The sequence below is a fragment of the Thermus albus genome (assembly GCF_022760855.1).
In the GTDB taxonomy this organism is placed as follows: Bacteria; Deinococcota; Deinococci; order Deinococcales; family Thermaceae; genus Thermus; species Thermus albus.
This window is the reverse complement of sequence record NZ_JAKTNR010000016.1, coordinates 1-21,935: the sequence shown is the minus strand read 5'-3', so window position 1 is coordinate 21,935 and position 21,935 is coordinate 1. Positions and strand designations below refer to the sequence as shown.

Annotated in this window: 29 protein-coding genes, 1 tRNA gene and 1 pseudogene; 25 read left to right on the top strand and 6 right to left on the bottom strand. The window is 64.8% G+C overall.

Features of this window, described 5'->3' with window-relative positions; all coding sequences use genetic code 11:
- The first annotated feature begins 99 nt into the window (after window positions 1-99).
- From rpmG to lysS, 11 genes are all read left to right on the top strand, one after another.
- Window positions 100-264, top strand: coding sequence for a 50S ribosomal protein L33 (rpmG, locus tag L0D18_RS11460; protein WP_243029179.1), 165 nt, complete (start codon window positions 100-102; stop codon window positions 262-264).
- The gene (gene secE, locus L0D18_RS11455; RefSeq protein WP_243029178.1) at window positions 264-446 is read left to right on the top strand and encodes a preprotein translocase subunit SecE; all 183 of its coding nucleotides are present in this window, start codon (window positions 264-266) and stop codon (window positions 444-446) included. Before rpmG ends, secE begins: the two co-directional genes overlap by 1 nt.
- Entirely contained in the window at window positions 443-997 is a 555-nt protein-coding gene (nusG, locus tag L0D18_RS11450; RefSeq protein ID WP_243029177.1) for a transcription termination/antitermination protein NusG, read from the top strand. Before secE ends, nusG begins: the two co-directional genes overlap by 4 nt.
- Window positions 998-1,041: 44 nt before the next feature.
- Window positions 1,042-1,485 carry a 50S ribosomal protein L11 gene (gene rplK, locus L0D18_RS11445; RefSeq protein ID WP_243029176.1) on the top strand — a complete coding sequence of 148 codons (444 nt, stop codon included), beginning with the start codon at window positions 1,042-1,044 and terminating at the stop codon, window positions 1,483-1,485.
- Window positions 1,478-2,167: a 50S ribosomal protein L1 gene (gene rplA, locus L0D18_RS11440; RefSeq protein ID WP_243029174.1), complete on the top strand. Its 690-nt coding sequence runs from the start codon at window positions 1,478-1,480 to the stop codon at window positions 2,165-2,167. Before rplK ends, rplA begins: the two co-directional genes overlap by 8 nt.
- A 203-nt stretch (window positions 2,168-2,370) precedes the next feature.
- On the top strand, window positions 2,371-2,892 hold the full coding sequence (rplJ, locus tag L0D18_RS11435) for a 50S ribosomal protein L10 (protein ID WP_243029173.1): 522 nt from the start codon (window positions 2,371-2,373) through the stop codon (window positions 2,890-2,892).
- A 10-nt stretch (window positions 2,893-2,902) separates the two neighbouring features.
- Complete coding sequence (gene rplL, locus L0D18_RS11430; RefSeq protein ID WP_243029172.1) at window positions 2,903-3,280, top strand: 50S ribosomal protein L7/L12; 378 nt, start codon at window positions 2,903-2,905, stop codon at window positions 3,278-3,280.
- Between the two features lie 95 nt (window positions 3,281-3,375).
- Window positions 3,376-3,942, top strand: a complete 567-nt coding sequence (locus tag L0D18_RS11425; protein WP_243029171.1) for a UbiX family flavin prenyltransferase — start codon at window positions 3,376-3,378, stop codon at window positions 3,940-3,942.
- A 74-nt stretch (window positions 3,943-4,016) separates the two neighbouring features.
- Window positions 4,017-5,135, top strand: a complete 1,119-nt coding sequence (locus L0D18_RS11420) for an acyl-CoA dehydrogenase family protein (protein ID WP_243029169.1) — start codon at window positions 4,017-4,019, stop codon at window positions 5,133-5,135.
- Window positions 5,136-5,176: 41 nt separating this feature from the next.
- Window positions 5,177-5,968 carry an isoprenyl transferase gene (locus L0D18_RS11415; RefSeq protein WP_243029168.1) on the top strand — a complete coding sequence of 264 codons (792 nt, stop codon included), beginning with the start codon at window positions 5,177-5,179 and terminating at the stop codon, window positions 5,966-5,968.
- A gap of 144 nt (window positions 5,969-6,112) precedes the next feature.
- Complete coding sequence (gene lysS, locus L0D18_RS11410; RefSeq protein WP_243029166.1) at window positions 6,113-7,243, top strand: homocitrate synthase; 1,131 nt, start codon at window positions 6,113-6,115, stop codon at window positions 7,241-7,243.
- Window positions 7,244-7,245: 2 nt separating this feature from the next.
- Here the strand turns inward: lysS and L0D18_RS11405 are convergent, their stop codons facing one another.
- From L0D18_RS11405 to L0D18_RS11395, 3 genes are all read right to left on the bottom strand, one after another.
- On the bottom strand, window positions 7,246-7,452 hold the full coding sequence (locus L0D18_RS11405) for a type II toxin-antitoxin system HicA family toxin (protein ID WP_243029164.1): 207 nt from the start codon (window positions 7,450-7,452) through the stop codon (window positions 7,246-7,248).
- Window positions 7,442-7,669: a type II toxin-antitoxin system HicB family antitoxin gene (locus L0D18_RS11400; protein ID WP_243029161.1), complete on the bottom strand. Its 228-nt coding sequence runs from the start codon at window positions 7,667-7,669 to the stop codon at window positions 7,442-7,444. The genes L0D18_RS11405 and L0D18_RS11400 overlap by 11 nt, the downstream gene beginning before the upstream one ends.
- Window positions 7,670-7,807: 138 nt before the next feature.
- Entirely contained in the window at window positions 7,808-8,008 is a 201-nt protein-coding gene (locus tag L0D18_RS11395; protein ID WP_243029159.1) for a type II toxin-antitoxin system HicB family antitoxin, read from the bottom strand.
- A 23-nt stretch (window positions 8,009-8,031) separates the two neighbouring features.
- Here L0D18_RS11395 and L0D18_RS11390 point away from each other — a divergent pair, with 23 nt between their 5' ends.
- From L0D18_RS11390 to L0D18_RS11330, 13 genes and pseudogenes are all read left to right on the top strand, one after another.
- Entirely contained in the window at window positions 8,032-9,294 is a 1,263-nt protein-coding gene (locus tag L0D18_RS11390; RefSeq protein ID WP_243029156.1) for a 3-isopropylmalate dehydratase large subunit, read from the top strand.
- Complete coding sequence (locus L0D18_RS11385; RefSeq protein ID WP_243029153.1) at window positions 9,287-9,778, top strand: LeuD/DmdB family oxidoreductase small subunit; 492 nt, start codon at window positions 9,287-9,289, stop codon at window positions 9,776-9,778. Before L0D18_RS11390 ends, L0D18_RS11385 begins: the two co-directional genes overlap by 8 nt.
- 9 nt (window positions 9,779-9,787) lie before the next feature.
- The gene (locus L0D18_RS11380; protein ID WP_243029152.1) at window positions 9,788-10,105 is read left to right on the top strand and encodes a TFIIB-type zinc ribbon-containing protein; all 318 of its coding nucleotides are present in this window, start codon (window positions 9,788-9,790) and stop codon (window positions 10,103-10,105) included.
- Window positions 10,099-10,263: a lysine biosynthesis protein LysW gene (lysW, locus tag L0D18_RS11375; protein WP_243029151.1), complete on the top strand. Its 165-nt coding sequence runs from the start codon at window positions 10,099-10,101 to the stop codon at window positions 10,261-10,263. The genes L0D18_RS11380 and lysW overlap by 7 nt, the downstream gene beginning before the upstream one ends.
- A 119-nt stretch (window positions 10,264-10,382) precedes the next feature.
- Window positions 10,383-11,228, top strand: coding sequence for a lysine biosynthesis protein LysX (lysX, locus tag L0D18_RS11370; protein WP_243029150.1), 846 nt, complete (start codon window positions 10,383-10,385; stop codon window positions 11,226-11,228).
- Window positions 11,229-11,261: 33 nt separating this feature from the next.
- Complete coding sequence (gene argC / locus L0D18_RS11365) at window positions 11,262-12,299, top strand: N-acetyl-gamma-glutamyl-phosphate reductase (protein WP_243029149.1); 1,038 nt, start codon at window positions 11,262-11,264, stop codon at window positions 12,297-12,299.
- Window positions 12,300-12,425: 126 nt separating this feature from the next.
- Window positions 12,426-13,643, top strand: a complete 1,218-nt coding sequence (locus L0D18_RS11360) for an RNA-guided endonuclease InsQ/TnpB family protein (RefSeq protein ID WP_423247911.1) — start codon at window positions 12,426-12,428, stop codon at window positions 13,641-13,643.
- Window positions 13,630-14,439, top strand: coding sequence for a [LysW]-aminoadipate kinase (locus tag L0D18_RS11355; protein ID WP_243029147.1), 810 nt, complete (start codon window positions 13,630-13,632; stop codon window positions 14,437-14,439). The genes L0D18_RS11360 and L0D18_RS11355 overlap by 14 nt, the downstream gene beginning before the upstream one ends.
- Before the next feature lie 4 nt (window positions 14,440-14,443).
- Window positions 14,444-16,027 carry a 1,4-alpha-glucan branching protein gene (locus tag L0D18_RS11350; protein ID WP_243029146.1) on the top strand — a complete coding sequence of 528 codons (1,584 nt, stop codon included), beginning with the start codon at window positions 14,444-14,446 and terminating at the stop codon, window positions 16,025-16,027.
- A 4-nt stretch (window positions 16,028-16,031) separates the two neighbouring features.
- Complete coding sequence (locus L0D18_RS11345; RefSeq protein WP_243029145.1) at window positions 16,032-16,898, top strand: nitrilase-related carbon-nitrogen hydrolase; 867 nt, start codon at window positions 16,032-16,034, stop codon at window positions 16,896-16,898.
- The gene (locus L0D18_RS11340) at window positions 16,895-17,740 is read left to right on the top strand and encodes an NAD+ synthase (protein WP_243029143.1); all 846 of its coding nucleotides are present in this window, start codon (window positions 16,895-16,897) and stop codon (window positions 17,738-17,740) included. The genes L0D18_RS11345 and L0D18_RS11340 overlap by 4 nt, the downstream gene beginning before the upstream one ends.
- An 89-nt stretch (window positions 17,741-17,829) precedes the next feature.
- Window positions 17,830-18,149: pseudogene (locus L0D18_RS11335) on the top strand (CoA-binding protein).
- A 4-nt stretch (window positions 18,150-18,153) separates the two neighbouring features.
- Entirely contained in the window at window positions 18,154-19,167 is a 1,014-nt protein-coding gene (locus L0D18_RS11330; RefSeq protein WP_243029140.1) for an A/G-specific adenine glycosylase, read from the top strand.
- On the opposite strand, the gene L0D18_RS11325 is transcribed toward L0D18_RS11330, so the two are convergent.
- A complete protein-coding gene (locus L0D18_RS11325; protein ID WP_243029180.1) occupies window positions 19,060-19,758 on the bottom strand; it encodes an FAD-dependent oxidoreductase in 699 nt (232 codons plus the stop codon). The genes L0D18_RS11330 and L0D18_RS11325 overlap by 108 nt on opposite strands.
- 44 nt (window positions 19,759-19,802) lie before the next feature.
- A tRNA-Trp gene (locus tag L0D18_RS11320) sits at window positions 19,803-19,878 on the bottom strand.
- A 68-nt stretch (window positions 19,879-19,946) separates the two neighbouring features.
- On the opposite strand from L0D18_RS11320, the gene L0D18_RS11315 reads away from it, so the two are divergent.
- On the top strand, window positions 19,947-20,819 hold the full coding sequence (locus L0D18_RS11315) for a C40 family peptidase (protein ID WP_243029138.1): 873 nt from the start codon (window positions 19,947-19,949) through the stop codon (window positions 20,817-20,819).
- A gap of 5 nt (window positions 20,820-20,824) precedes the next feature.
- Here L0D18_RS11315 and L0D18_RS11310 read toward each other — a convergent pair whose 3' ends face one another.
- A complete protein-coding gene (locus L0D18_RS11310) occupies window positions 20,825-21,751 on the bottom strand; it encodes a nitroreductase family protein (RefSeq protein WP_243029136.1) in 927 nt (308 codons plus the stop codon).
- Window positions 21,752-21,935 lie beyond the last annotated feature (184 nt).

Here is a 21,935-nt window from a genome sequence, read left to right as displayed (position 1 = left end):
TCGTGAGGGTGGGCGGACCGTGGGCGCCGGCGTGGTCACCAAGATCCTGGAGTAATCATAGGGGCGGATAGCCGCCTCTTTGGGGAAAGGGGGTGAACCATGGCCAGCGAAGTCCGCATCAAAATCCTCCTGGAGTGCACCGAGTGCAAGCGCCGCAACTACGCCACCGAGAAGAACAAGCGCAACACCACCGCCAAGCTGGAGCTAAAGAAATACTGCCCCTGGTGCGATAGGCACACGGTGCACAAGGAAGTGAAGGTCTGATGTTTACCCGGATTGTTCGCTACTTCCAGGAGGCCCGGGCCGAGCTTGCCCGGGTCACCTGGCCCACGCGGGAGCAGATCGTGGAGGGTACCCAGGCCATTCTCATCTTTACCTTGGTGGCCATGGTGGTCTTGGGGCTTTACGATCTGGTCTTCCGCTTCTTGGTAGGACTCTTGCGATGAGCATTGAATGGTACGCGGTCCACACCTACGTGGGGCAGGAGGAAAAGGCCAAGGCCAACCTGGAGAAGCGGGTCAAGGCCTTCCGTATGGAGGACAAGATCTTCCAGGTGCTGATCCCCACGGAGGAGGTGGTGGAGCTCCGCGAGGGGGGTAAAAAGGAGATCGTCAAGAAAAAGCTCTTTCCTGGGTACCTGTTCGTGCAGATGGACCTGGGGGACGAGGAGGAGCCCAACGAGGCCTGGGAGGTGGTGCGGGGCACCCCGGGGATCACGGGTTTTGTGGGCGCAGGCCACAGGCCGGTCCCCCTTTCCCCGGACGAGGTGCGGCACATCCTGGAGGTGTCGGGGCTTTTGGGCAAAAAGGAGGCCCCCAAGGCCCAGGTGGCCTTCCGGGAAGGGGATCAGGTGCGGGTGGTTTCCGGCCCCTTTGCGGACTTTACTGGCACCGTGACCGAGATCAACCCGGAAAAGGGGAAGGTCAAGGTCATGGTGACCATCTTTGGCCGCGAGACCCCGGTGGAGCTGGATTTTTCCCAGGTGGTCAAGGCTTAGGAGGCGTTTGCACCCCCAACTTGGGGGGAGCCTAGGAGGGAAAAATGAAGAAGGTTGTTGCGGTAGTGAAGCTTCAGTTGCCCGCGGGTAAGGCCACGCCTGCACCCCCGGTGGGTCCGGCTTTGGGCCAGCACGGGGCCAACATCATGGAGTTCGTGAAGGCCTTCAATGCGGCCACGGCCAACATGGGGGACGCCATTGTCCCGGTGGAGATCACCATCTACGCTGACCGGTCCTTTACCTTCATCACCAAGACCCCGCCCGCCAGCTACCTGATCCGCAAGGCGGCGGGACTGGAGAAGGGGGCCCATAAACCGGGTCGGGAAAAGGTGGGCCGCATCACCTGGCAGCAGGTCCTGGAGATCGCCAAGCAAAAGATGCCCGACATGAACACCACCGACCTCGAGGCCGCCGCCCGGATGATCGCGGGAGCCGCCCGTTCCATGGGGGTGGAGGTGGTGGGTGCCCCGGAGGTGAAGGATGACTAAGCACGGCAAGCGCTACCGGGCCCTTTTGGAAAAGGTGGATCCCGCCAAGGTCTACACCATTGACGAGGCTGCCCGGCTTTTAAAGGAGCTGGCCACGGCCAAGTTTGACGAGACCGTGGAGGTCCACGCCAAGCTGGGCATTGACCCCCGCAAGTCCGACCAGAACGTGCGGGGCACGGTTTCCCTGCCCCACGGCCTGGGCAAGCAGGTGCGGGTGTTGGCCATCGCCAAGGGCGAGAAGATCAAGGAGGCCGAGGAGGCCGGGGCCGACTACGTGGGGGGGGAGGAGATCATCCAGAAGATCCTGGATGGCTGGCTGGACTTTGACGCCGTGGTGGCCACCCCGGACGTGATGGGGGCCGTGGGCTCCAAGCTGGGCCGCATCCTGGGCCCAAGGGGGCTCTTGCCCAACCCTAAGGCCGGTACCGTGGGCTTCAACATCGGGGAGATCATCAAGGAGATCAAGGCGGGCCGCATTGAGTTCCGCAACGACAAGACCGGGGCCATCCATGCCCCCGTGGGCAAGGTGAGCTTCCCCCCGGAGAAGATCGCCGAGAACATCCGGGCCTTCATCAAGGCCCTCGAGGCCAGCAAGCCCGAGGCGGCCAAGGGCACCTTCTTGCGCTCCGTCTACGTGACCACCACCATGGGGCCCAGCATCCGCATCAACCCCCATTCCTAAACCCCCTGGGAAGGGGCCTGGCTTGACGCCAAGTCCCTTCCCTTTTAAACTCCTCTATGGCACCCCGGGCGCTAGGGCGCCCAGGCCAAAGACAGCGGGGGGCTTGAGGCCTTAAACATCCCGCCGAGGCGCTTGCAGGGGGAGCGTTTCTCGGAAATCCCCAAAAGTCGGCTGGGGTTCCCCTGCCCCAAAGGGAGGAAGGCGTGCCCAATAAGCGCAACGTTGAGCTTCTAGCTGCCCTCAAGGAAAACCTTGAGCGGGCCCATGGCTCCTTCTTCCTGGTGAACTACCAGGGGCTTTCCGCCAAGGAAACCCACGCCCTGCGCCAGGCCCTGAAGGAGAAGGGGGCCAGGCTCTTCGTGGCCAAGAACACCCTGATCCGCATCGCCCTTAGGGAGCTGGGCCTGCCCGAGCTGGATGGGCTAATGGGCCCCAGCGCCGTGGTCTTTTACCAGGACCCGGTGGCGGCGGCCAAGGCCCTTTCGGAGTTCGCCAAGAAGAACCCCAAGGGCATTCCCGAGGCCAAGGGCGGGCTTTTGCAGGGCCAGGTGCTTTTGGCCAAGGATGTGGTGGCCCTGGCGGAGCTTCCCACCATGGACGAGCTCAGGGCGGAGCTTGTGGGCGTGTTGCAGGCGCCCATGGCGGAGCTATTGGGTGTCCTGGGCGGTGTGGCCCGCGAGCTGGTAGGCATCTTGGAAGCGTACGCGGACAAAAAGGCGGCGTAGGAGGTAGAAGATGGCGTTGGACATCGAGAGGATCAAGGAAGAGCTTTCCCAGGCTACGGTTTTGGAACTGAAGCAGCTCATTGACGTGCTGAAGGAGACCTGGGGCGTGACCGCGGCGGCCCCGGTGGCGGTGGCCGCGGCCCCTGCGGCAGCCCAAGCGGCGGCTCCCGTGGAGGAGAAGACCGAGTTTGACGTGATCCTCAAGGACGCCGGGGCCAAGAAACTGGAGGTCATCAAGGAGGTTCGCGCCATCACCGGCCTGGGCCTTAAGGAGGCCAAGGACCTGGCGGAGAAGGGGGGCCCCATCAAGGAGGGCATTCCCAAGGCCGAGGCCGAGGAGATCAAGAAGAAGCTGGAGGCCGTGGGCGCGGTGGTGGAGCTGAAGTAGCCCCCGTCCCACGGGGTGCCCCCCGGACCCCTTGGGGTCCGGGGTTTTGTGTGGAGGCCTCAAGTGGGGCCAAGGTTCAGGGGTAGCATGGGACCATGGCGGATCTTCCCCGGGTGGTGGTGGGGTTAACGGGGGCCAGCGGCATGCCCTATGCCCTGGACCTATTGCAAGCCTTGCAGGGCCTCGCCGAGGTGCACCTGGTCTTAAGCCAGGGAGCCAAGCGGGTCTTGTGGGAGGAGATGGGCCTAGGCCCGAAGGACCTCTACCCCTTGGCCAGCTGGGTGTACAAGGACGGCGACCTTGGTGCTCCCATTGCCTCGGGGTCCTTCCCCACCCGGGGAATGGTGGTGGTACCCTGCTCGGCCAGCACCCTGGCCAAAATCGCCCTGGGGCTGGCGGATACCCTCCTCACCCGAGCCGCCTACGTGCACCTGAAGGAGCGGCGCCCCCTGATCCTGGTGCCCCGGGAGGCTCCTTTACCCCTTCCCACCCTGAAGGCCATGGTGCAGGCGGCGGAGGCGGGGGCGGTCATCCTCCCAGCAAGCCCGGGCTTTTATCACCGGCCCAAGGAGATCTCCGACCTCCTGGGTTTCGTCACCCAGCGCATCCTGGACCACCTGGGCTTGAAGGCCCAGCGGGCTCCCCGTTGGGGGGAGGGTTAAGCATCTGGGCTAAAAGGGGCTTCTGCCCTTAGTGTGACGTTTTTTTGCCGACATGCAGTGTTACGATAGGGAAGATGACCCTGACCACCGAACAAAAACTGGTGCTGGACACCGTGCGCCAGGTGGCCAAGGAGGTCCTTTACCCCTTGGCCCCGGAATACGACCGCAAGGGGGAGTACCCCTGGCCCCAGCTAAGGGCCCTGGCGGAGCTGGGTTTCTTGGGCATGACCACCCCAGAGGAGTGGGGAGGGGTGGGGTTGGACTCCGTGACCTGGGCCCTGGCCCTGGAGGAGATCGCCGCCGCGGATCCCAGCGTGGCCGTGGTGCTCTCGGTGACCAGCGGGCTACCCCAGTACATGCTTCTCCGCTTCGGCACTGAGGCGCAAAAGCGAAAGTACCTGGTTCCTCTGGCCCGGGGGGAGTGGATCGGGGCCTTCTGCCTCACCGAGCCCCAGGCGGGCTCCGACGCCGCCAGTATCCGCACCGAGGCCAGGAGGGTGCCTGGGGGCTTCGTGCTGAACGGACTGAAAAGCTGGATCACCTCCGCGGGCCAGGCCCAGCTCTACGTGGTCATGGCCAGGAGCGAGAAGGGCATCAGCGCCTTTTTGGTGGAGAAGGGCACCCCAGGCCTTTCCTTTGGCCCCCCGGAGGCGAAGATGGGCCTCCACGCCGCCCACACCGCCGAGGTTCGCCTCGAGGAGGTCTTCGTGCCGGAGGAGAACCTCCTGGGGGAGGAGGGGAGGGGCCTGGCCTACGCCCTGGCGGGCTTGGATTCGGGCCGGATTGGGGTGGCGGCCCAGGCGGTGGGCATCGCCCGGGGGGCCTTTGAGATCGCCAAGGCCTATGCCGACGAAAGGGAGCAGTTCGGCAAGAAACTTCGCGAGCACCAGGCCATCGCCTTCAAGATCGCCGACATGCACGTGAAGATCGTCGCCGCCCGGGCCTTGGTGCTGGAGGCCGCCAGGAAAAAGGACTCCGGGGAGCGGTTCACCCTGGAGGCCAGCGCCGCCAAGCTCTTCGCCAGCAGCGTGGCGGTGGAGGTGACCCGGGAGGCGGTGCAGGTGTTGGGGGGGTACGGCTACCACCGGGACTACCGGGTGGAGCGCTACTACCGCGACGCCAAGGTGACGGAGATCTACGAGGGCACCTCGGAGATCCAGCGCCACGTCATCGCCCGGGAGCTATACCGTTAGCCCTTCCCTTTCTCATCCTCCCGCCTTAGGGTGGAAAGGGTATGGTCCGCCGCCTCCTCTCCCTCTCCCGGCCCCTCTACTGGCTTTACGAAAAGCGCCTCCTCCAGGAGGTGAAAGGAGGCCCGGTTCCCAAGCACCTGGGCCTGATCCTGGATGGAAACCGCCGCTACGCCCGGGCCTTGGGCCTAGCCCCCGTCAAGGGGCATGAGTTTGGGGTACAAAAGGCCTACGAGGTCCTGGAGTGGTGCCTGGAGATGGGCATCCGGACGGTGACGGTCTGGGTGTTTTCCACGGATAACTTCCGCCGCCCCCCCGAGGAGGTGGAGGAGCTCATGCGCCTTTTCGTGCGGGAGGCGGAGAGGATGGCGGAGGACCACCGCATCCTGGAGAACCAGGTTAGGGTGCGCTTCATCGGGCGGCGGGAGGGGTTTTCCCCGGAGGTGCTAAGGGCCCTGGAGCGCCTCGAGGCCCAGACCCAGGCCCACCAGGGCATGGTGCTGAATATCGCCTTGGGCTACGGGGGCCGGGAGGAGATCGTGGATGCGGTGAAGCGGCTTCTCCTCGAGGCCGATAAAAAGGGCCTTTCCCCCAAGGAGATTGCCGAAGGGCTCACCCCTGAGGAGATCGCCCGCCATCTTTACACTGCGGGTCTTCCTGACCCCGACTTCATCATCCGCACCTCGGGGGAGATAAGGCTTTCGGGTTTCCTCCTCTGGCAGTCCGCCTACTCGGAGTTCTACTTTGCCGACGTGCTGTGGCCGGAGTTCCGAAAAATAGACTTCCTGAGGGCCCTGCGTAGCTACCAGGCCCGCGAAAGACGGTTTGGCCGTTGACAAAAGGGGCGGGTTTCGTATACCCTTACAGGCAAGATGCTGGCCCGTGAGAAAAAACTCGGCCGCCGGGGGGTAGGGTAGCCCCAGAGGGTTCCTTATCCCCCGGCCCGAAATCGGGCCGGTTTTCTTTTTGGGGAGGGGCGCATGCGGGAATGGAAGATTATAGATTCCACCTTAAGGGAAGGGGAGCAGTTTGAGAGGGCCAACTTTTCCACCCAGGACAAGGTGGAGATCGCCAAGGCCCTGGACGCCTTCGGCGTGGAGTACATTGAGGTGACCACCCCCATGGCCTCCCCTCAGTCCCGGAAGGACGCGGAGACTTTGGCTTCCTTAGGCCTTAAGGCCAAGGTGGTGACCCACATTCAAACCCGGATGGACGCGGCCCAGGTGGCGGTGGAAACCGGCGTGCAGGGCATAGACCTCCTCTTTGGCACCAGCAAGTACCTCAGGGCGGCCCACGGGCGGGACATTCCCCGCATCATCGAGGAGGCCCGGGAGGTGATCGGCTTCATCCGGGAGAAGGCCCCCCACGTGGAGGTGCGCTTCTCCGCCGAGGACACCTTCCGTTCCGATGAGCACGACCTTCTGGAAATCTACCAGGCCATCGCCCCCTACGTGGACCGGGTGGGCCTGGCGGACACCGTGGGCATCGCCACCCCCAGGCAGGTCTTTGCCTTGGTGCGGGAGGTGAGACGGGTGGTGGGGCCCCAGGTGGACATAGAGTTCCACGGGCACAACGACACGGGCTGCGCCATCGCCAACGCCTTTGAGGCCATAGAGGCGGGGGCCACCCATGTGGACACCACCATCCTGGGAATCGGGGAGCGGAACGGGATCACCCCTTTAGGGGGTTTTTTGGCCCGCATGTACACCCTGCAGCCCGACTATGTGCGCAGGAAGTACAAGCTGGAGATGCTGCCTGAGCTGGACCGCATGGTGGCCCGGATGGTGGGGGTGGAGATCCCCTTCAATAACTACATCACCGGGGAGACGGCCTTCAGCCACAAGGCAGGGATGCACCTCAAGGCCATATACATCAACCCCGAGTCCTACGAACCCTACCCGCCGGAGGTCTTTGGGGTGAAGCGCAAGCTCATCATCGCCTCCAAGCTCACCGGGCGGCACGCCATAAGGGCGCGGGCGGAGGAGCTGGGCCTGCACTATGGGGAAGAGGAGCTGGCCCGCATCACCCAGCACATCAAGGCTCTGGCAGACCGGGGGGAGCTGACCCTCGAGGAGCTGGACCGGATCCTGAGGGAGTGGATCACGGCATGAGGCTAGAGCTTGCGGAACTCCTCCTCGGTGAGGCCCACGTCCTTGAGAATGCCCAGAAAAGTGCCCCTTTTGAGTTCTTGCCGATGGAAGGGGACTACGGTGCGGCGGCCGTCGGGATGGATGAGGACCCGGTGGCTTCCCTTGCCGCCCACCTCCTCAAAACCCAACCGCTTCAGCTTCCGCAACACCTCTTCGGGCCTAGGCGGCATCCACCTCTACCTCTATCCATTCCTCCTCGGGTTCGGGGAGGGGCAGACCCTTGGCCTTTAGGGCTTGGAGCATGGCCTCGAGGGCTTCTTGCGCATTGCGGATGGCCTCTTCGCGGCTATCCCCATCGGAGCGCACCCCGTATACGGAAGGCACCTCGGCCAGCCATACCCCGGGTTCATTTGGGTCGGGATAGACCCGGATCCAGTAGCGCTTCATGCCCTCAGTATAGGGAGGGCAGTGGAGGGCAGGCTCACCCTCGAGGAGCTGGACCGGATCCTGAGGGAGTGGATCACGGCATGAGGCTAGAGGCTGCGGAACCCCAGGCGCTGGAGCTTCCGGGCCACCTCCTCGGGCCTAGGCGGCATCTACCCCCACCTGCACCGTACGGACATCCTGGGGAAGGGGGCGGCCCATTTCCTTTAGGTGGGCCAACACCAGCTCCAAGGCTTCCTCGGGGCTGCGGCCAAAGGAATGGGCTTCGGGAATGGCGGGAAACTCGGCGATCCAGGTGCCCGGGGTTTCGGGGTCCTCATAGACGAGGGCGGTGTAGGTCATACCCTCAAGTATAGGAGGCGGGCATGGGCTTGACCTTGGCGGAAAAGATACTTTCTAGGAAGGCGGGAAGGGAGGTAAGGGCCGGGGAGCTTTTGATGGTGGAGGTGGACCAGGTGATGGTGGTGGACTCCATCGCCGGAAGCTTCTTCAAGCGCTTGGAGTACCTGGAGGCCACCCCCCGCTACCCGGAAAGGGTTTCCATCGTCATTGACCACGTGGCCCCGGCGGCCAACCTGGAGGTGGCCAAGGCCCAAAAGGAGATCCGGGAGTGGGGCAGGAGGCACGGCATCCGGGTCTTTGACGTGGGGAGGGGGGTCTGCCACCAGGTGCTCATAGAGGAGGGCCTGGCCCAGCCGGGTTGGATCGTGGTGGGGTCGGACTCCCACTCCACCACCTACGGGGCGGTGGGGGCCTTCGGCACGGGCATGGGGGCCACGGACATCGCCTTGGCCGCCGCCAGCGGCCGCACCTGGCTTAGGGTTCCGGAAAGCGTTAAGGTGACCTTCCGGGGAAGGCTTCCTAGGGGGGTTACCGCCAAGGACGCCGCCCTAGAGATGGTCCGCCTCCTCACCGCTGAGGGCGCCACCTACATGGCGGTGGAGATCCACCTGGCGGACGGGGCCGAATCCTTGGGCCGGGGAGAGCGCATGACCCTGGCCAACCTCACGGTGGAGGCCGGGGCCAAGGCGGGGCTGGTGGTGCCTTCTGGGGAGATCCCAAAGCTTTACCGGGTTCCCGACTGGCTTTATCCCGATGCCGACGCCCGGTATGTCCGGGAGGTGGAGATCGACCTCTCCGCCCTCACCCCCCGGGTCTCCGTGCCCTTTTACGTGGACAACGTGCAGGAGGTCTCCGCGGTGCGGGGCAAGAAGGTGGACCAGGTTTTCATCGGTACCTGCACCAATGGTCGCATCGAGGACCTCCGGGCCGCCGCTGAGGTGCTGAGGGGGAGGAAGGTGGCCCCTGGGGTACGCTTTTTGGTGATCCCCGCTAGCGCCCAAGTCCTGGAGGAGGCCACCCGGGATGGCACCCTCCTTACCCTTTTGCAGGCGGGGGCCACCATCGGCACCCCGGGGTGCGGCCCCTGCATGGGGCGGCACATGGGGGTCTTGGCCCCGGGGGAAGTGTGCGTTTCCACCAGCAACCGCAACTTCCGGGGGCGCATGGGGGCGCCCGACGCGGAGATCTATCTGGCAAGTCCCCGGGTGGCCGCGGCCAGCGCGGTGGCCGGGTACATCGCCACCCCGGAGGACCTGGCCCCTTTGGAGGAGGAAGCCCATGCCTAGGGTCTGGAAGTTTGGGGACCAGATCAACACCGACGACATCCTCCCCGGCAAGTACGCCCCCTTCATGGTGGGGGAGGACCGGTTTCACACCTTCGCCTTCGCCCACTTGCGGCCGGAGTTTGCCAAGGAGGTGAAGCCGGGGGACATCCTGGTCTTCGGGAGGAACGCCGGGCTTGGAAGCAGCAGGGAGTATGCCCCTGAAGCCCTGCGCAAGCTGGGCATCCGGGCGGTTATCGCCAAGAGCTACGCCCGCATCTTTTTCCGCAACCTGGTGAACCTGGGGATCGTCCCCTTTGAATCGGAGGAGGTGGTGGATGCGCTAGAGGATGGGGATCAGGTGGAGTTGGACTTGGAAGCGGGGGTCCTAATGAGGGGAGGGGAACGGTTTGCCCTTAGACCTCCACCCCCTTTTCTTTTGGAGGCCTTAAGGGAAGGGTCGCTCTTAGACTACTACAAGAAGCACGGCCGCTTCCCCGGGGAGTAGACTGGACCCATGGAGGACCTGGAGGTCACCTGCCCGGTGTGCGGCGAGGTCAGCGTGGTGCTGGCCGAGGACCTGGAAACCCTGGACGTGGGGGATGTGCTGGAGTGCGAGGCCTGCGGGGCCTTCTTGGAGGTGGTCTCCTTGGATCCCCTCGAGGTGGAGGTGACGGAAGAGGGCTTGGAGGCCTTCTTTGTGGACTGCCCCCGTTGCGGCTACACCTTTGAGGTATCCGAGGAGGACCCAGGCCAGGAGGTGGAGTGCCCCGAGTGCGGCTTCCGCTTCATCCCTGACTGGAGCGAGGTGGAAGAGGAGGATGAGGAATGGTAGCCACTTGCCCTGAATGCGGAGCAGAGATTCAGCTGGAAAACCCTGAGCTTGGGGAGCTTATCGTGTGTGAGGACTGCGGTGCGGAGCTGGAGGTGGTGGGGCTAGACCCCTTGCGCCTGGAGCCCGCTCCGGAGGAGGCAGAGGACTGGGGGGAGTGATCCCACCCTGCTTGGTGCCCTTTTGCGGACCCCAGGGCGGGGTGCGGGCCCTGGCCTCCCGATAGGGGCTTGGCCCGGCCCCGCTTTGGGGGAGGCCATCAGGGGAAGGAAGTGTAGCCATGCTGGCCATTCTTTACGACCGCATCCGCCCCGATGAGAGGATGCTTTTTGAAAGGGCCGAGGCCTTGGGCATCCCTTACAGGAAGGTCTATGCTCCGGCCTTGCGCATGGTCCTAGGGGAAAGGCCCAAGGAGCTGGAAGGGGTCACGGTGGCCCTGGAGCGGTGCGTGAGCCAGACCCGGGGCCTGGCCGTGGCCCGCTACCTCACCGCTTTGGGCATCCCGGTGGTGAACCGGCCCGAGGTGATGGAGACCTGCGGGGACAAATGGGCCACCAGCGTGGCCCTGGAGCGCCATGGCCTGCCCCAGCCCAGGACCGCCCTTCTCACCGAGGCGGAAGAGGCCCTTAGGCTCATGGAGGAATGGGGCTATCCCGTGGTGCTGAAGCCGGTGATCGGGAGCTGGGGTAGGCTTCTTGCCAAGATTACCGATCGGGAGGCCGCCGAGGCCATCCTGGAGCACAAGGAGGTCCTGGGGGGCTTTCAGCACCAGCTCCTTTACCTGCAGGAGTACGTGCGCAAGCCCGGGCGGGACATAAGGGTCTTCGTGGTGGGGAGTAGGGCCATCGCTGCCATCTACCGGAGGAGCCAGCACTGGATCACCAACACCGCCCGGGGCGGGCAGGCGGAAAACTGCCCCCTAACCCCGGAGATGGCCGAGCTTTCCGTGCGGGCGGCCCAGGCGGTGGGGGGCGGGGTGGTGGCCATAGACCTCTTTGAGTCCGAGCGGGGTCTATTGGTGAACGAGGTCAACCACACCATGGAGTTCAAGAACTCCGTGCACACCACGGGGGTGGATATCCCGGGGGAGATCCTCAGGTACGCATGGGAAGAGGCCCGAGCCTAGGGGAACGGGTGGGCCGTTTGCTGGAGGAGTGGCATGAGCGTTAAGAAGACGCTATCCATCGTAGGGGCCTCGGGGTATGCGGGGGGCGAGTTCTTGCGCCTGGCCCTTTCCCATCCCCACCTCGAGGTGAAACAGGTGACCTCGAGGCGTTTTGCCGGCGAGCCCGTGGCCTTTGTCCACCCCAACCTTAGGGGAAGAACGGGCCTCAAGTTCATCCCGCCGGAAAAGCTGGAGCCCGCGGATATCCTGGTCCTCTCCCTGCCCCACGGGGTCTTCGCCCAGGAGTTTGAGCGCTATGCCCGCCTAGCCCCTATCCTCATAGACCTTTCCGCGGACTTCCGCCTTAAGAGCCCGGACCTTTACCGGAAGTATTACGGGGAGCATCCCCGGCCCGAGCTTCTGGGCCGCTTCGTCTACGCCATCCCCGAGCTCTACCGGGACCGCCTGAGGGAGGCGGACTGGATGGCGGGGGCGGGGTGCAACGCCACTGCCACCCTGCTGGGCCTTTACCCCCTCCTTAAGGGCGGGGTGTTGAAGCCCACGCCCATCTTCGTGACCCTCCTCATCTCCACCTCGGCGGCGGGGGCCGAGCCTAGCCCGGCGAGCCACCACCCCGAGCGTTCCGGTTCCCTCCGGGTCTACAAGCCCACGGGCCACCGCCACACCGCCGAGGTGGTGGAGAACCTCCCGGGCAGGCCTGAGGTTCACCTCACCGCCATCGCCACCGACCGGGTGCGGGGCATCCTCATGACCGCCCAGGCCTTTTTGCAGGATGGCTGGAGCGAGCGGGATGTGTGGCAGGCTTACCGGGAAGCCTATGGGGGGGAGCCTTTCATCCGGCTGGTCAAGCAGAAGAAGGGCATCCACCGCTACCCGGACCCCCGCTTTGTCCAAGGCACCAACTACGCGGACATCGGCTTTGAGCTGGAGGAGGACACCGGGCGGCTGGTGGTGATGACCGCCATAGACAACCTGGTGAAGGGCACCGCCGGCCATGCCCTCCAGGCCCTCAACATCCGCCTGGGCTGGCCCGAGACCCTGGGCCTGGAGTTTCCCGGTTTGCATCCTTAGAGAAAAGAGGGGGTGCGGGGAGCTATAATCCCCCGGTTTTCAAATCGGGGATACATGGACCCCCCACGTGCCCCGAAGGAGCACATAACCTCGTGGGCGGCAGATGTGCTATCGTGGTGTACGGTGATCAGAAAGGCCTTCAAGTACCGCCTGTACCCCACCAAGCCACAGAGAAAAGACCTGGAGCGTACTCTCTATCTCTGCCGACAGCTCTACAACGCAGCCCTTCAGGAACGCAGAGAAGCTTATAGGAAGGCCCAAAAGACCATCGGTTTCTATGAACAGAAGCGGTATCTCCCGGAGATACGAGCGGAGTTACCGGAGTATGGACGTATACACTCTCAGGTCCTACAGAACGTCATAGACCGTGTGGACAAAGCCTTCCAGGGCTTCTTCCGCCGCGTGAAACAGGGCCAAACTCCCGGTTACCCCCGCTTCAAGGGGGAAAGGCGCTACGACTCCTTTACCTTCCCCCAAGCTGGGACTACCGGGATCAAGATTCAGGAGGGAGGGAAACGGGTTCTCCTCTACGGTATCGGCTCGGTGAAGGTAAAGCTTCACCGCCCACTGGAAGGCAGGATCAAGACGGCCACCGTAAAGCGGGAAGGGGACGACTGGTACATCATCTTCGTCTGTGAGGTTGAACCCAAACCCCTACCCGAAAGCCATGAGGCCATTGGCATAGACCTGGGCACCAACCCCTGCTTCCTTGTTACTTCCGAGGGGGAAAAGGTAGAGGCGCCCCGCTACTACCAAAAGGCCCAGGCCAAGCTTGCGGATGCCCAAAGGGAGCTTTCCCGAAAGAAAAGGGGTAGCAACCGCTACAAAAAGGCCACAAAACAGCTTGCCAAACTGCACCGCAAGATCGCCAATCAGAGAAAGGACTTCCACCACAAAATAGCAAGGAGGCTTGTCAACAGATATGGCACGATTGTCCACGAAGACCTGAACATCCTCGGACTGGCCCGCTCCTGCATTGCTAAGGGGGTGCAGGATGCGGGGTGGGGGCAGTTTCTCCAGATCCTCGCCTACAAAGCGGAAGAGGCTGGTAGGCGGGTCATTGAGGTAGACCCCAGACATACAAGCCAGGACTGCCCGGTGTGCGGTTACAGAGAAAAACGCCCTCTCTGGGTGCGGGAGTACACCTGTCCCCAGTGCGGCGCCCGCCAGCACCGGGATGTGGCTGCGGCCATCAATGTCCTGGCGAGGGCTCGGACGGAGCCTTCAGGGGTGAGCACTGCGCAAGCGGTCTCATCGTTCCTGAGAAGCCCCGTTCTACAAGATAGCCTTACGGCTGACCAGAACGGGGAGTCGTCACGGAGGGGTTTTTGTGATCGTGGTTAAGGTAGGGGGCGCCGAAGGCATCAACTACGAGGCCGTGGCCAAGGATGCGGCCTCCTTGTGGAAGGAGGGGGTAAGGCTTCTTTTGGTCCACGGGGGAAGTGCCGAGACCAACAAGGTGGCGGAGGCCTTGGGCCACCCGCCCCGCTTCCTTACCCATCCTGGGGGGCAGGTGAGCCGCCTTACCGACCGCAGGACCCTGGAGATCTTTGAGATGGTCTACTGCGGCCTGGTGAACAAGCGCCTGGTGGAGCTTTTGCAAAGGGAAGGGGCCAACGCCCTGGGGCTTTCCGGGCTGGATGGGAGGCTTTTAGAGGGCCGCCGGAAGACCGCGGTGAAGTACGTGGAAGACGGCAAGGTCAAGATTCACCGGGGGGACTACACGGGCACGGTGGAAAGGGTGAACCGGGCCCTTTTAGACCTCCTTTTGGGGGCTGGGTACTTGCCGGTGATCACCCCTCCCGCCATCAGCTACGAGGGGGAGGCCATCAACACCGATGGGGACCAGGTGGCGGCCCTTCTGGCCACCCTTTACGGGGCCGAGGCCTTGGTCTACCTTTCCAACGTGCCGGGCCTCCTTGCCCGTTACCCCGACGAGGCCAGCCTGGTGCGGGAGATCCCCGTGGATAGGGTGGAGGACCCCGAGTACCTCTCTTTAGCCCAGGGGCGCATGAAGCGCAAGGTGATGGGGGCGGTGGAGGCGGTGAAGGGCGGGGTGAGGCGGGTGGTGTTTGCCGATGCCCGGGTGGAAAACCCCATAAGGCGGGCCCTGGCGGGGGAAGGCACCGTGGTACGCTAGAGCCATGGCGCGGTTTGCCCTGGTCCTCCACGCCCACCTTCCTTATGTGCGCTCCCACGGGATGTGGCCCTTTGGAGAGGAAACCCTTTACGAGGCCATAGCGGAAACCTATCTGCCCTTGCTCCGGGCTTTGGAGAGGCTTAGCCAAGAAGGCGTGGAGGCCCGATTCACCTTGGGCATCACCCCTATTCTGGCGGAGCAGCTCGCCGACGCCAGGGTTAAGGAAGGGTTCTTTGCCTACGCCAAGGACCGGCTGGAGCGGGCCCAGGGGGACTACCTGCGCTACCAGGGGACGGACCTCGAGGCCAGCGCCCGCCACCAGGTGGCCTTCTTTGAACTCACCTTGGACCATTTTCACCATCTCGAGGGGGATCTCCTTTCCGCCTTCCGCAGGGCCCAGGACCGGGGCCAGGTGGAGCTCCTCACCTCCAACGCCACCCACGGCTACTCCCCCCTTTTGGGCTACGACGAGGCCCTTTGGGCCCAGATCAAGACGGGGGTGGCCACCTACCGCCGCCACTTTGCCAAGGACCCCCTGGGCTTCTGGCTTCCGGAGATGGCCTACCGGCCGAAGGGTTACTGGAAGCCCCCCGTGGAAGGGGCCCCAGAGGGTTTAAGGCCGGGGGTGGACGAGCTTCTCATGCGGGCCGGGATCCGTTACACCTTTGTGGACGCCCACCTGGTCCAGGGGGGGAAGCCCCTTTCCCCCTATGGGGAAGCCTCCTTGGGGCCCGTGGAAAGCGCGCAGGCCACCTACTACGTCCACGAGTTGGAGTCGGGCCTGAGGGTCTTGGCCCGCAACCTGGAAACCTCCCTGCAGGTCTGGAGCGCGGACTATGGCTATCCGGGGGAGGGGCTTTACCGGGAGTTCCACCGCAAGGACCCCATCTCCGGCCTCCACCACTGGCGGGTCACCCACCGCCAGGCGGACCTTTCCGCCAAGGCTCCTTATAACCCCGAGGCGGCCTTTGGCAAGGTGAAGGAGCACGCCCTCCACTTCGTGGGCCTGGTGGAGCGCCTGGGCCGGGAGCATCCGGACGGGGTTATCCTGGCTCCCTACGATGCCGAACTCTTTGGCCACTGGTGGTACGAGGGGGTGGCCTGGCTGGAGGAGGTGCTGAGGCTTCTGGCCAGGAGCGAGACCGTGCGGGCGGTCACCGCTCAGGAAGCGGTCCAGGGCAAGGCGGTGCGCACTGCCTTGCCTGAGGGGTCTTGGGGCCGGGGTGGGGACCACGGGGTGTGGCTCAACGAAGCCACCTTGGACTACTGGCGTACGGTTTACCGGGCGGAAGGGGCCATGCGGGAGGTGGTGCGCCAGGGCAACCTGTCCTCTAGGGTCCTGCAGCAGGCTATGCGGGAGCTTTTGCTCCTCGAGGCCTCGGACTGGCCCTTCCTCATGGACACGGGCCAGGCGGTGGATTACGCTAAGGAGCGCTACCAGGGGCATGCCCAGGCCTTTTTCCAGCTCCTTAAGGGGGTTTCCCCCGAGGAGCTTAAGGTTTTGGAGGAGCGGGATAACCCCTTCCCGGAGGCAGACCCCAGGCTTTACCTGGAACCCAAAGCGGCCTTCTATGGAGGTGTAAGCTAGGCCCGTGGTCCGCCACGCCATCCTTCAGTTCCGCCCGGAGAAGGCCCGGCCTAAGGAGAACCTGGCCCGCCTGAGGGAGCACCTCCAGGCCCTCCGCCCCCACACCCCTGAGGTGGTGGTCCTTCCCGAGGCGGCCCTAACCGGGTACTTCCTGCAAGGGGGGGTGAGGGAGCTGGCCCTCACCCGCCATGAGCTTTTGGAACTCCTTTCGGAGGTCCACCGGGAGGTGGGGTGGGAAGGGCTTTTGGATGTGGTGGTGGGGTTTTACGAGCGGGATGAGGGGGCCTACTACAACAGCGCCGCCTACCTGGAACTTCCCCACCGGGTGGTGCACGTGCACCGCAAGGTCTTCCTGCCCACCTACGGGGTCTTTGACGAGGAGCGTTACCTGGCCCGGGGAAGGCGGGTGGAGGCCTTCAACACCCGCTTTGGCCGGGCGGCCATCCTCATCTGCGAGGACTTCTGGCACTCCATCACCTCGGCCATCGCCGCCTTGGACGGGGCGGAGGTCATCTATGTGCCGGCGGCAAGCCCCGCCAGGGGTTTCCAGGGGGAAAGGCCCGAAAACGTGGAGCGCTGGCGCACCCTGGCCCGAGCGGTGGCGGCGGAACACGGCCTATATGTGGTGCTCTCCAGCCTGGTGGGGTTTGAGGGGGGGAAGGGAATGAGCGGGGGAAGCCTTATCGTGGGGCCGGAGGGGCGGCTTTTGGCCGAGGCCCCCCTCTTTGAGGAGGCGGCCTTGCTCGTTGACTTGGACCGGGAGCGGATTCCCCCGGTGCGCTACGATAGCCCCTTGCTTTCGGACCTCGAGGCGGCCCTGCCCCTTCTCCTCCCAGACTTGGAAAGGGTCCTAGGAAGGGAGGGGAGATGAGGCTTCTCTACGCGCCCAGGATTCAGGAGAGCCTGGAGCTGAACTGGCCTTTGGTGGCGGATTTTCTCACCCGTTTCATCCGGGAGGAGCTTTCCTGGAGGGGCTATGAGAAGGCCATCGTAGGGGTTTCGGGAGGGGTGGACTCCGCCACCACCTTGGCCCTGGCGGTGCGGGCCTTGGGCGCCGGGCGGGTCCATGCCCTTTTCCTGCCCCACAGGGACTCCAGCCCCCTTTCCCGGGAGCACGCCCACCTGGTGGCGGAGACCTTCGGGGTGGCCCTGGAGGAGGTGGACATCACTTCCATGGTGGAGGGCTACGCCGCCATGACCCCGGACCTCACCCCCCACCGCAAGGGGAACCTCATGGCCCGGGCCCGCATGATGGTCCTCTTTGACAAGTCCCAGGCCTACCGGGCCCTGCCCCTGGGAACGGGCAACAAGACGGAGAGGCTTTTCGGCTACTTCACCTGGCACGGGGACGATACCCCCCCGGTTAACCCCTTGGGGGACCTCTACAAGACCCAGGTCTGGGGCCTGGCCCGTTACTTGGGGGTGCCCCAGGCGGTGGTGGAGAAGGTGCCCACCGCCGACCTCATCCCCGGCCAGACGGACGAGGGGGATCTGGGGGTGCGCTACTTGCGGGCAGACGTCATCCTGGAGCACTACTTGAAGGGCTACCCCGACGCTTACATTGAGGCCCTGGGCTACGCTCCCGAGGAGATTCAGCGGGTCAAGGAGCGGGTGAACCGTACCCACTGGAAACGGGCCCTCCCCACGGTGGCCCTCCTTTCCTCCACCGCCATCGGGGAGTTTTACCTGAGGCCCTTGGACTACCGGCCATGACCGACCTCGAGCTCCAGGCTTACTTGGAAAGGGCCCGGACCATCGCCGTCCTTGGGGCCCACAAGGACCCTTCCCGCCCTGCCCATTACGTGCCCCGGTACCTGTGGGAGAGGGGATACCGCATCCTGCCGGTTAACCCCCGCTTCGCTGGGGAGGAGCTTTTCGGGGTGCGGGCGGTGGCCAGCCTAGGGGAGCTTTCCGAACCCGTGGAAATCCTGGACGTTTTCCGCCCGCCGGAGGCCCTTTTGAGCCACTTGCCCGAGGTCTTGGCCCTGAGGCCCGGATTGGTGTGGTGCAGTCCGGCATCCGCCACCCGGGCTTTGAAGAGGCCCTGAAGGAGGCCGGGATCCCCGTGGTGGCTGACCGGTGCCTTATGGTGGAGCACCGGAGGCTTTTGGGCACCCCCTAGGCCCATGAAAGGCCTACAGGAAGCGCTGCTTACCTGGTACCGGGAAAACCCCCGCCCCCTTCCCTGGAGGGGGGAGAAGGACCCCTACCGCATCCTGGTGGCGGAGGTGCTCCTGCAACAGACCCGTACCGAGCAGGCCATTCCCTACTACCACCGGTTTCTGGCCCGTTTCCCCAGCCTAAAGGCCTTGCGCCAAGCCCCCCTGGAGGAGGTATTGAAGGCCTGGCAGGGGGTGGGCTACTACCGCCGGGCCCTCAACCTCCACCGCCTGGCCCAGGAGGTGGAGGCCCTGCCCCAAAGCTACGCCCAGCTTCTGAAGCTCCCCGGCCTCGGCCCCTACACGGCGGCGGCGGTGGCTTTCTTGGCCTTTGGGGAAAGGGTGGCGGCGGTGGACGGGAACGTGAGGCGGGTCCTTTCCCGGCTTCTCGCCTGGGAGAACCCTTCTCCCCAGCGCCTTTGGCGCCTGGCCCAGGAGCTCATGCCCCCGGGGGAAGCCCCAGGCGAGTGGAACCAGGCCCTCATGGACCTGGGGGCCACGGTGTGCCTGCCCCGGAGGCCCCTTTGCTCCCGGTGCCCCGTGGCCGCCTTTTGCCAAGGGCGGGCGGACCCGGGGCGTTACCCGGGGGCCAGGAAGCGGAAGGTGCGGGAGGAAGCCTGGGCGGCGCTGGTCCTCTGGGGCAGGGAAGGGGTTTACCTGGAGGAGTTGGCGGGGCGGTTCCCGGGGCTTTACGGGGTGCCCCTCATGCCCCCAGAAGATCTCCCGGCAAAGGCCAAGGCCTTTGGGGTGGAGCCCCGTTTCGCCGGGGAGGTGCGGCATGCCCTTACCCACCGGAGGCTCCGGGTAAGGGTATACGTGGCCCCCTGGGAAGGACCCCCCTCAGTAGGGCTCAAGGACCCAGGGGAAAAGCCCCTACCCAAGCTCATGGAGAAGGTGCTCCGCCAGGCGCAGGCCTTCTTGGCTCATGAGGGCATACTCCCCTTCCCGCACGCAAAGGCCCACGGCGTAAAGCCCTTCTAGCCGGGTTAGGCGGAAGGTTTCCTCTTCCCATTCCTCCGGGTGGAAGGCGTGGTAGCTCACGGTGTAGCCCGGGGTTCCTGGGGCTTCCGGCACCGCCCTCTCTCGCTTTAGGAAGCGGAAGCCCAGGGCCTGAAGGTGGAGGAAGAGGTCCGGGTAGCTGGCCTCGGAAAGCCGGCCCGCCTCCTCCTCCACCTCCTGGATGCGGAGCCTGGCACCCAGGAAGCTGCCCACCGCCAAGACCACCCTCTTTGCCCGCACCAAGGGGCCTTCCCAGGTGGTGACCCCCATCACCCGCCCCTCCTCCAGGAGGAGCCCCGTGGCGGTAGCCTGGAAAAGGTGCAGGTGGGCCTGGCCTTCCAAAAGGTACTTGGCACGGGCGTGGAAGGCCCAAAGCCGTGGGTCTTCCGGGTCATAGGCCTGGGCCAAGAGGCTTCCTTCGGGGAAAGGGGGGGTGGGGGGCAAAAAGGGCATCATCACCGAGTCCAGGCTTTGGGTGAGGAGGCCCACCCGCACGCCCCCTTGTGCCAGGCGGTAGGCGGCCTCGCTTCCCGCGAAGCCCGCCCCTACGATGAGCACCTGGTACCCTTCCATGTCCGGCACCCAAGGGATGAAAAAAAGGCCCCTAAGGGCCATCCTGGCGGGCCGTGAAGGACTCGAACCTCCAACCCCCGGTTTTGGAGACCGGTGCTCTGCCAGTTGAGCTAACGGCCCCCGCCTTTCGGGATTGTAGCACACCCTTTTGCCCTGGGCCAAGGGGGCCCGAGCGTAAAATGAAAGCCATGCGGCTCCTAGCCCTGGTGGCGTTCTTGGCTTTGGCCCAGGCTGGCTTCGCCCAGCAGGGCCCACTTGGGGCTCCTTTGACGCACACCGTGGCTCTTGGGGACACCCTCTACTCCATTGCCCGCCGCTACGGCACCACGGTGGAGGAGCTCATGCGCCTGAATGGTCTGGAAAGCTTCCTGATCCAGCCCGGCCAGGTGCTGAAGCTTCCCGAAAAGGGGGAGGGAGTCCACGTGGTCGTCCCTGGGGATACCCTTTTCTCCCTGGCCCGCCGCTACGGGACCACGGTGGAGGCCCTCATGGCCTTAAACGGCCTCGCCACCTCGAGCCTCAAGGTGGGCCAGGTGCTAAGGATCCCGGCTCCCCGGGACCAGGGGGAAAAAGGGGCAGAGGGCCAACCCCAAGGGGGCTATCCGGCTGAGCCCAGGGAAAACGGCGCCCCAGCGCCAGGCCCCACCCCTGGCCCAGAAGAACCCCTTCCTTCCGAGGACTACGATCCCGAAAGTCCCCTCCTCAAGGTGGTCCTCCGTTACCTGGGCCTCCCCTACAAGTACGGGGCCAACTCCCCCGCCGCCTTGGATTGCTCCGCCTTCGTGGCCCAAGTGTATGCGGAGCTGGGCGTGGCCCTGCCCCGCACCTCCAGGGAGCAGTTCCAATCCCTCCCTCCCGCCGATGCCTTGCGGCCGGGAGACCTGGTCTTCTTTAGCTTTGGCGGCAGGGATATCGACCACGTGGGCATCTACCTGGGCCGGGGGGTTTTCGCCCATGCCAGCAGCTACGGGAGCCGGGTGGTGATTGAGAGCCTCGAGGCCCCCTTCTACCAGAAGGCCTACCGGGGTGCCCGGCGGGTGGCGCAGGAGGCCAGGAAATAGCCTTCCTAAGGCCAGTCCTTCACCTCCCCCCGGGCCTTCTTGAGGGCGGTGAGGAGGGCCTCCGCGGGGCCTCCTTCCCCGCGGAAGGCCTCGGCTTCCCGCTCCAGCCAGGCCTCCCCCTTGCGGAAGAGGACGGCCCGGGCTTCCTCTAAGGCCTCCCCCAGAAGGACGCCCAGGGAGTAGAAGGGAGTACCAGGGGGAAGGTCGGGGTCCAGGCCCTGGCGGGCGAGGGCCCGGCCATAGGCCTTTTCCCGTGCCTCCATGGTCCCCCCTTGAGCGAAGTAGCGTTTCAGCACCCTCCCCCAGTCCCCCACCCGGCTATAGGGGGCCATGGCCTGGAAGGCGGCCTCGAGGTCCTCGGGGCGGTAGGTGCGGTAGCGGTTTTCGTGCACCACCAGGCCCCTGGGCAACCTGGGCCTGGGGGGGCCTGCCTCGTCCGGCACCCCCACCGCCAGGCCCACCGCGGGGAAAACCCCTGGTGGAAGGCCCAGAAGGTCTATAAGGGCCTCCACCCCGTTCAGCACCCCCCCGATGAAGCAGACCCCATAGCCTAGGGCCTCGGCGGTGAGGGCCAGGTAGCCGGCGGCAAGCCCAGCGTCCAAAAGGGCAAAGTGGAGGGCGGTCTTAGGCCAGAAGGCCATCCTTTCCCCCCGGTGGGCGAGAAGCCTTTCCAAGCGATGGATATCTGCTAGGAAAACGAAGAACTCCGCCGCCTGGCGGATGTGCTCCTGGTTTCCGGAGAGCTGGGCCACCTTCTCCCTGAGCCCGGGGTCCGTGATCCGGAGGGCGCTATAGAGCTGGGCGCTGGCGTCGGTGGGGGCCCGTTGCAGGGCGAAAAGGAGCTTTTCCAGGTCTTCTTCTGGGATGGGCAAGGGTTTAAACCGGCGCACGCTCCGCCTTTGCGCCAGGATGGGAAGGAGGTCTAAGGACATCCTCGTGACGACTCCTCGTTCTAAAGAACGAGGCTGCAAGATACGGGCTGCGCCCGTGACCTCAGGAATGATGAGACTGCTTGCACAGGGCCCATCCCTGAAGGCTCCGGCAAGGTAGCCTTTCGGCTGACCCGAGCCCAGAAAAAACCTTGACTCCGTATCGGCAGGCGAGCGCAATGCTCAA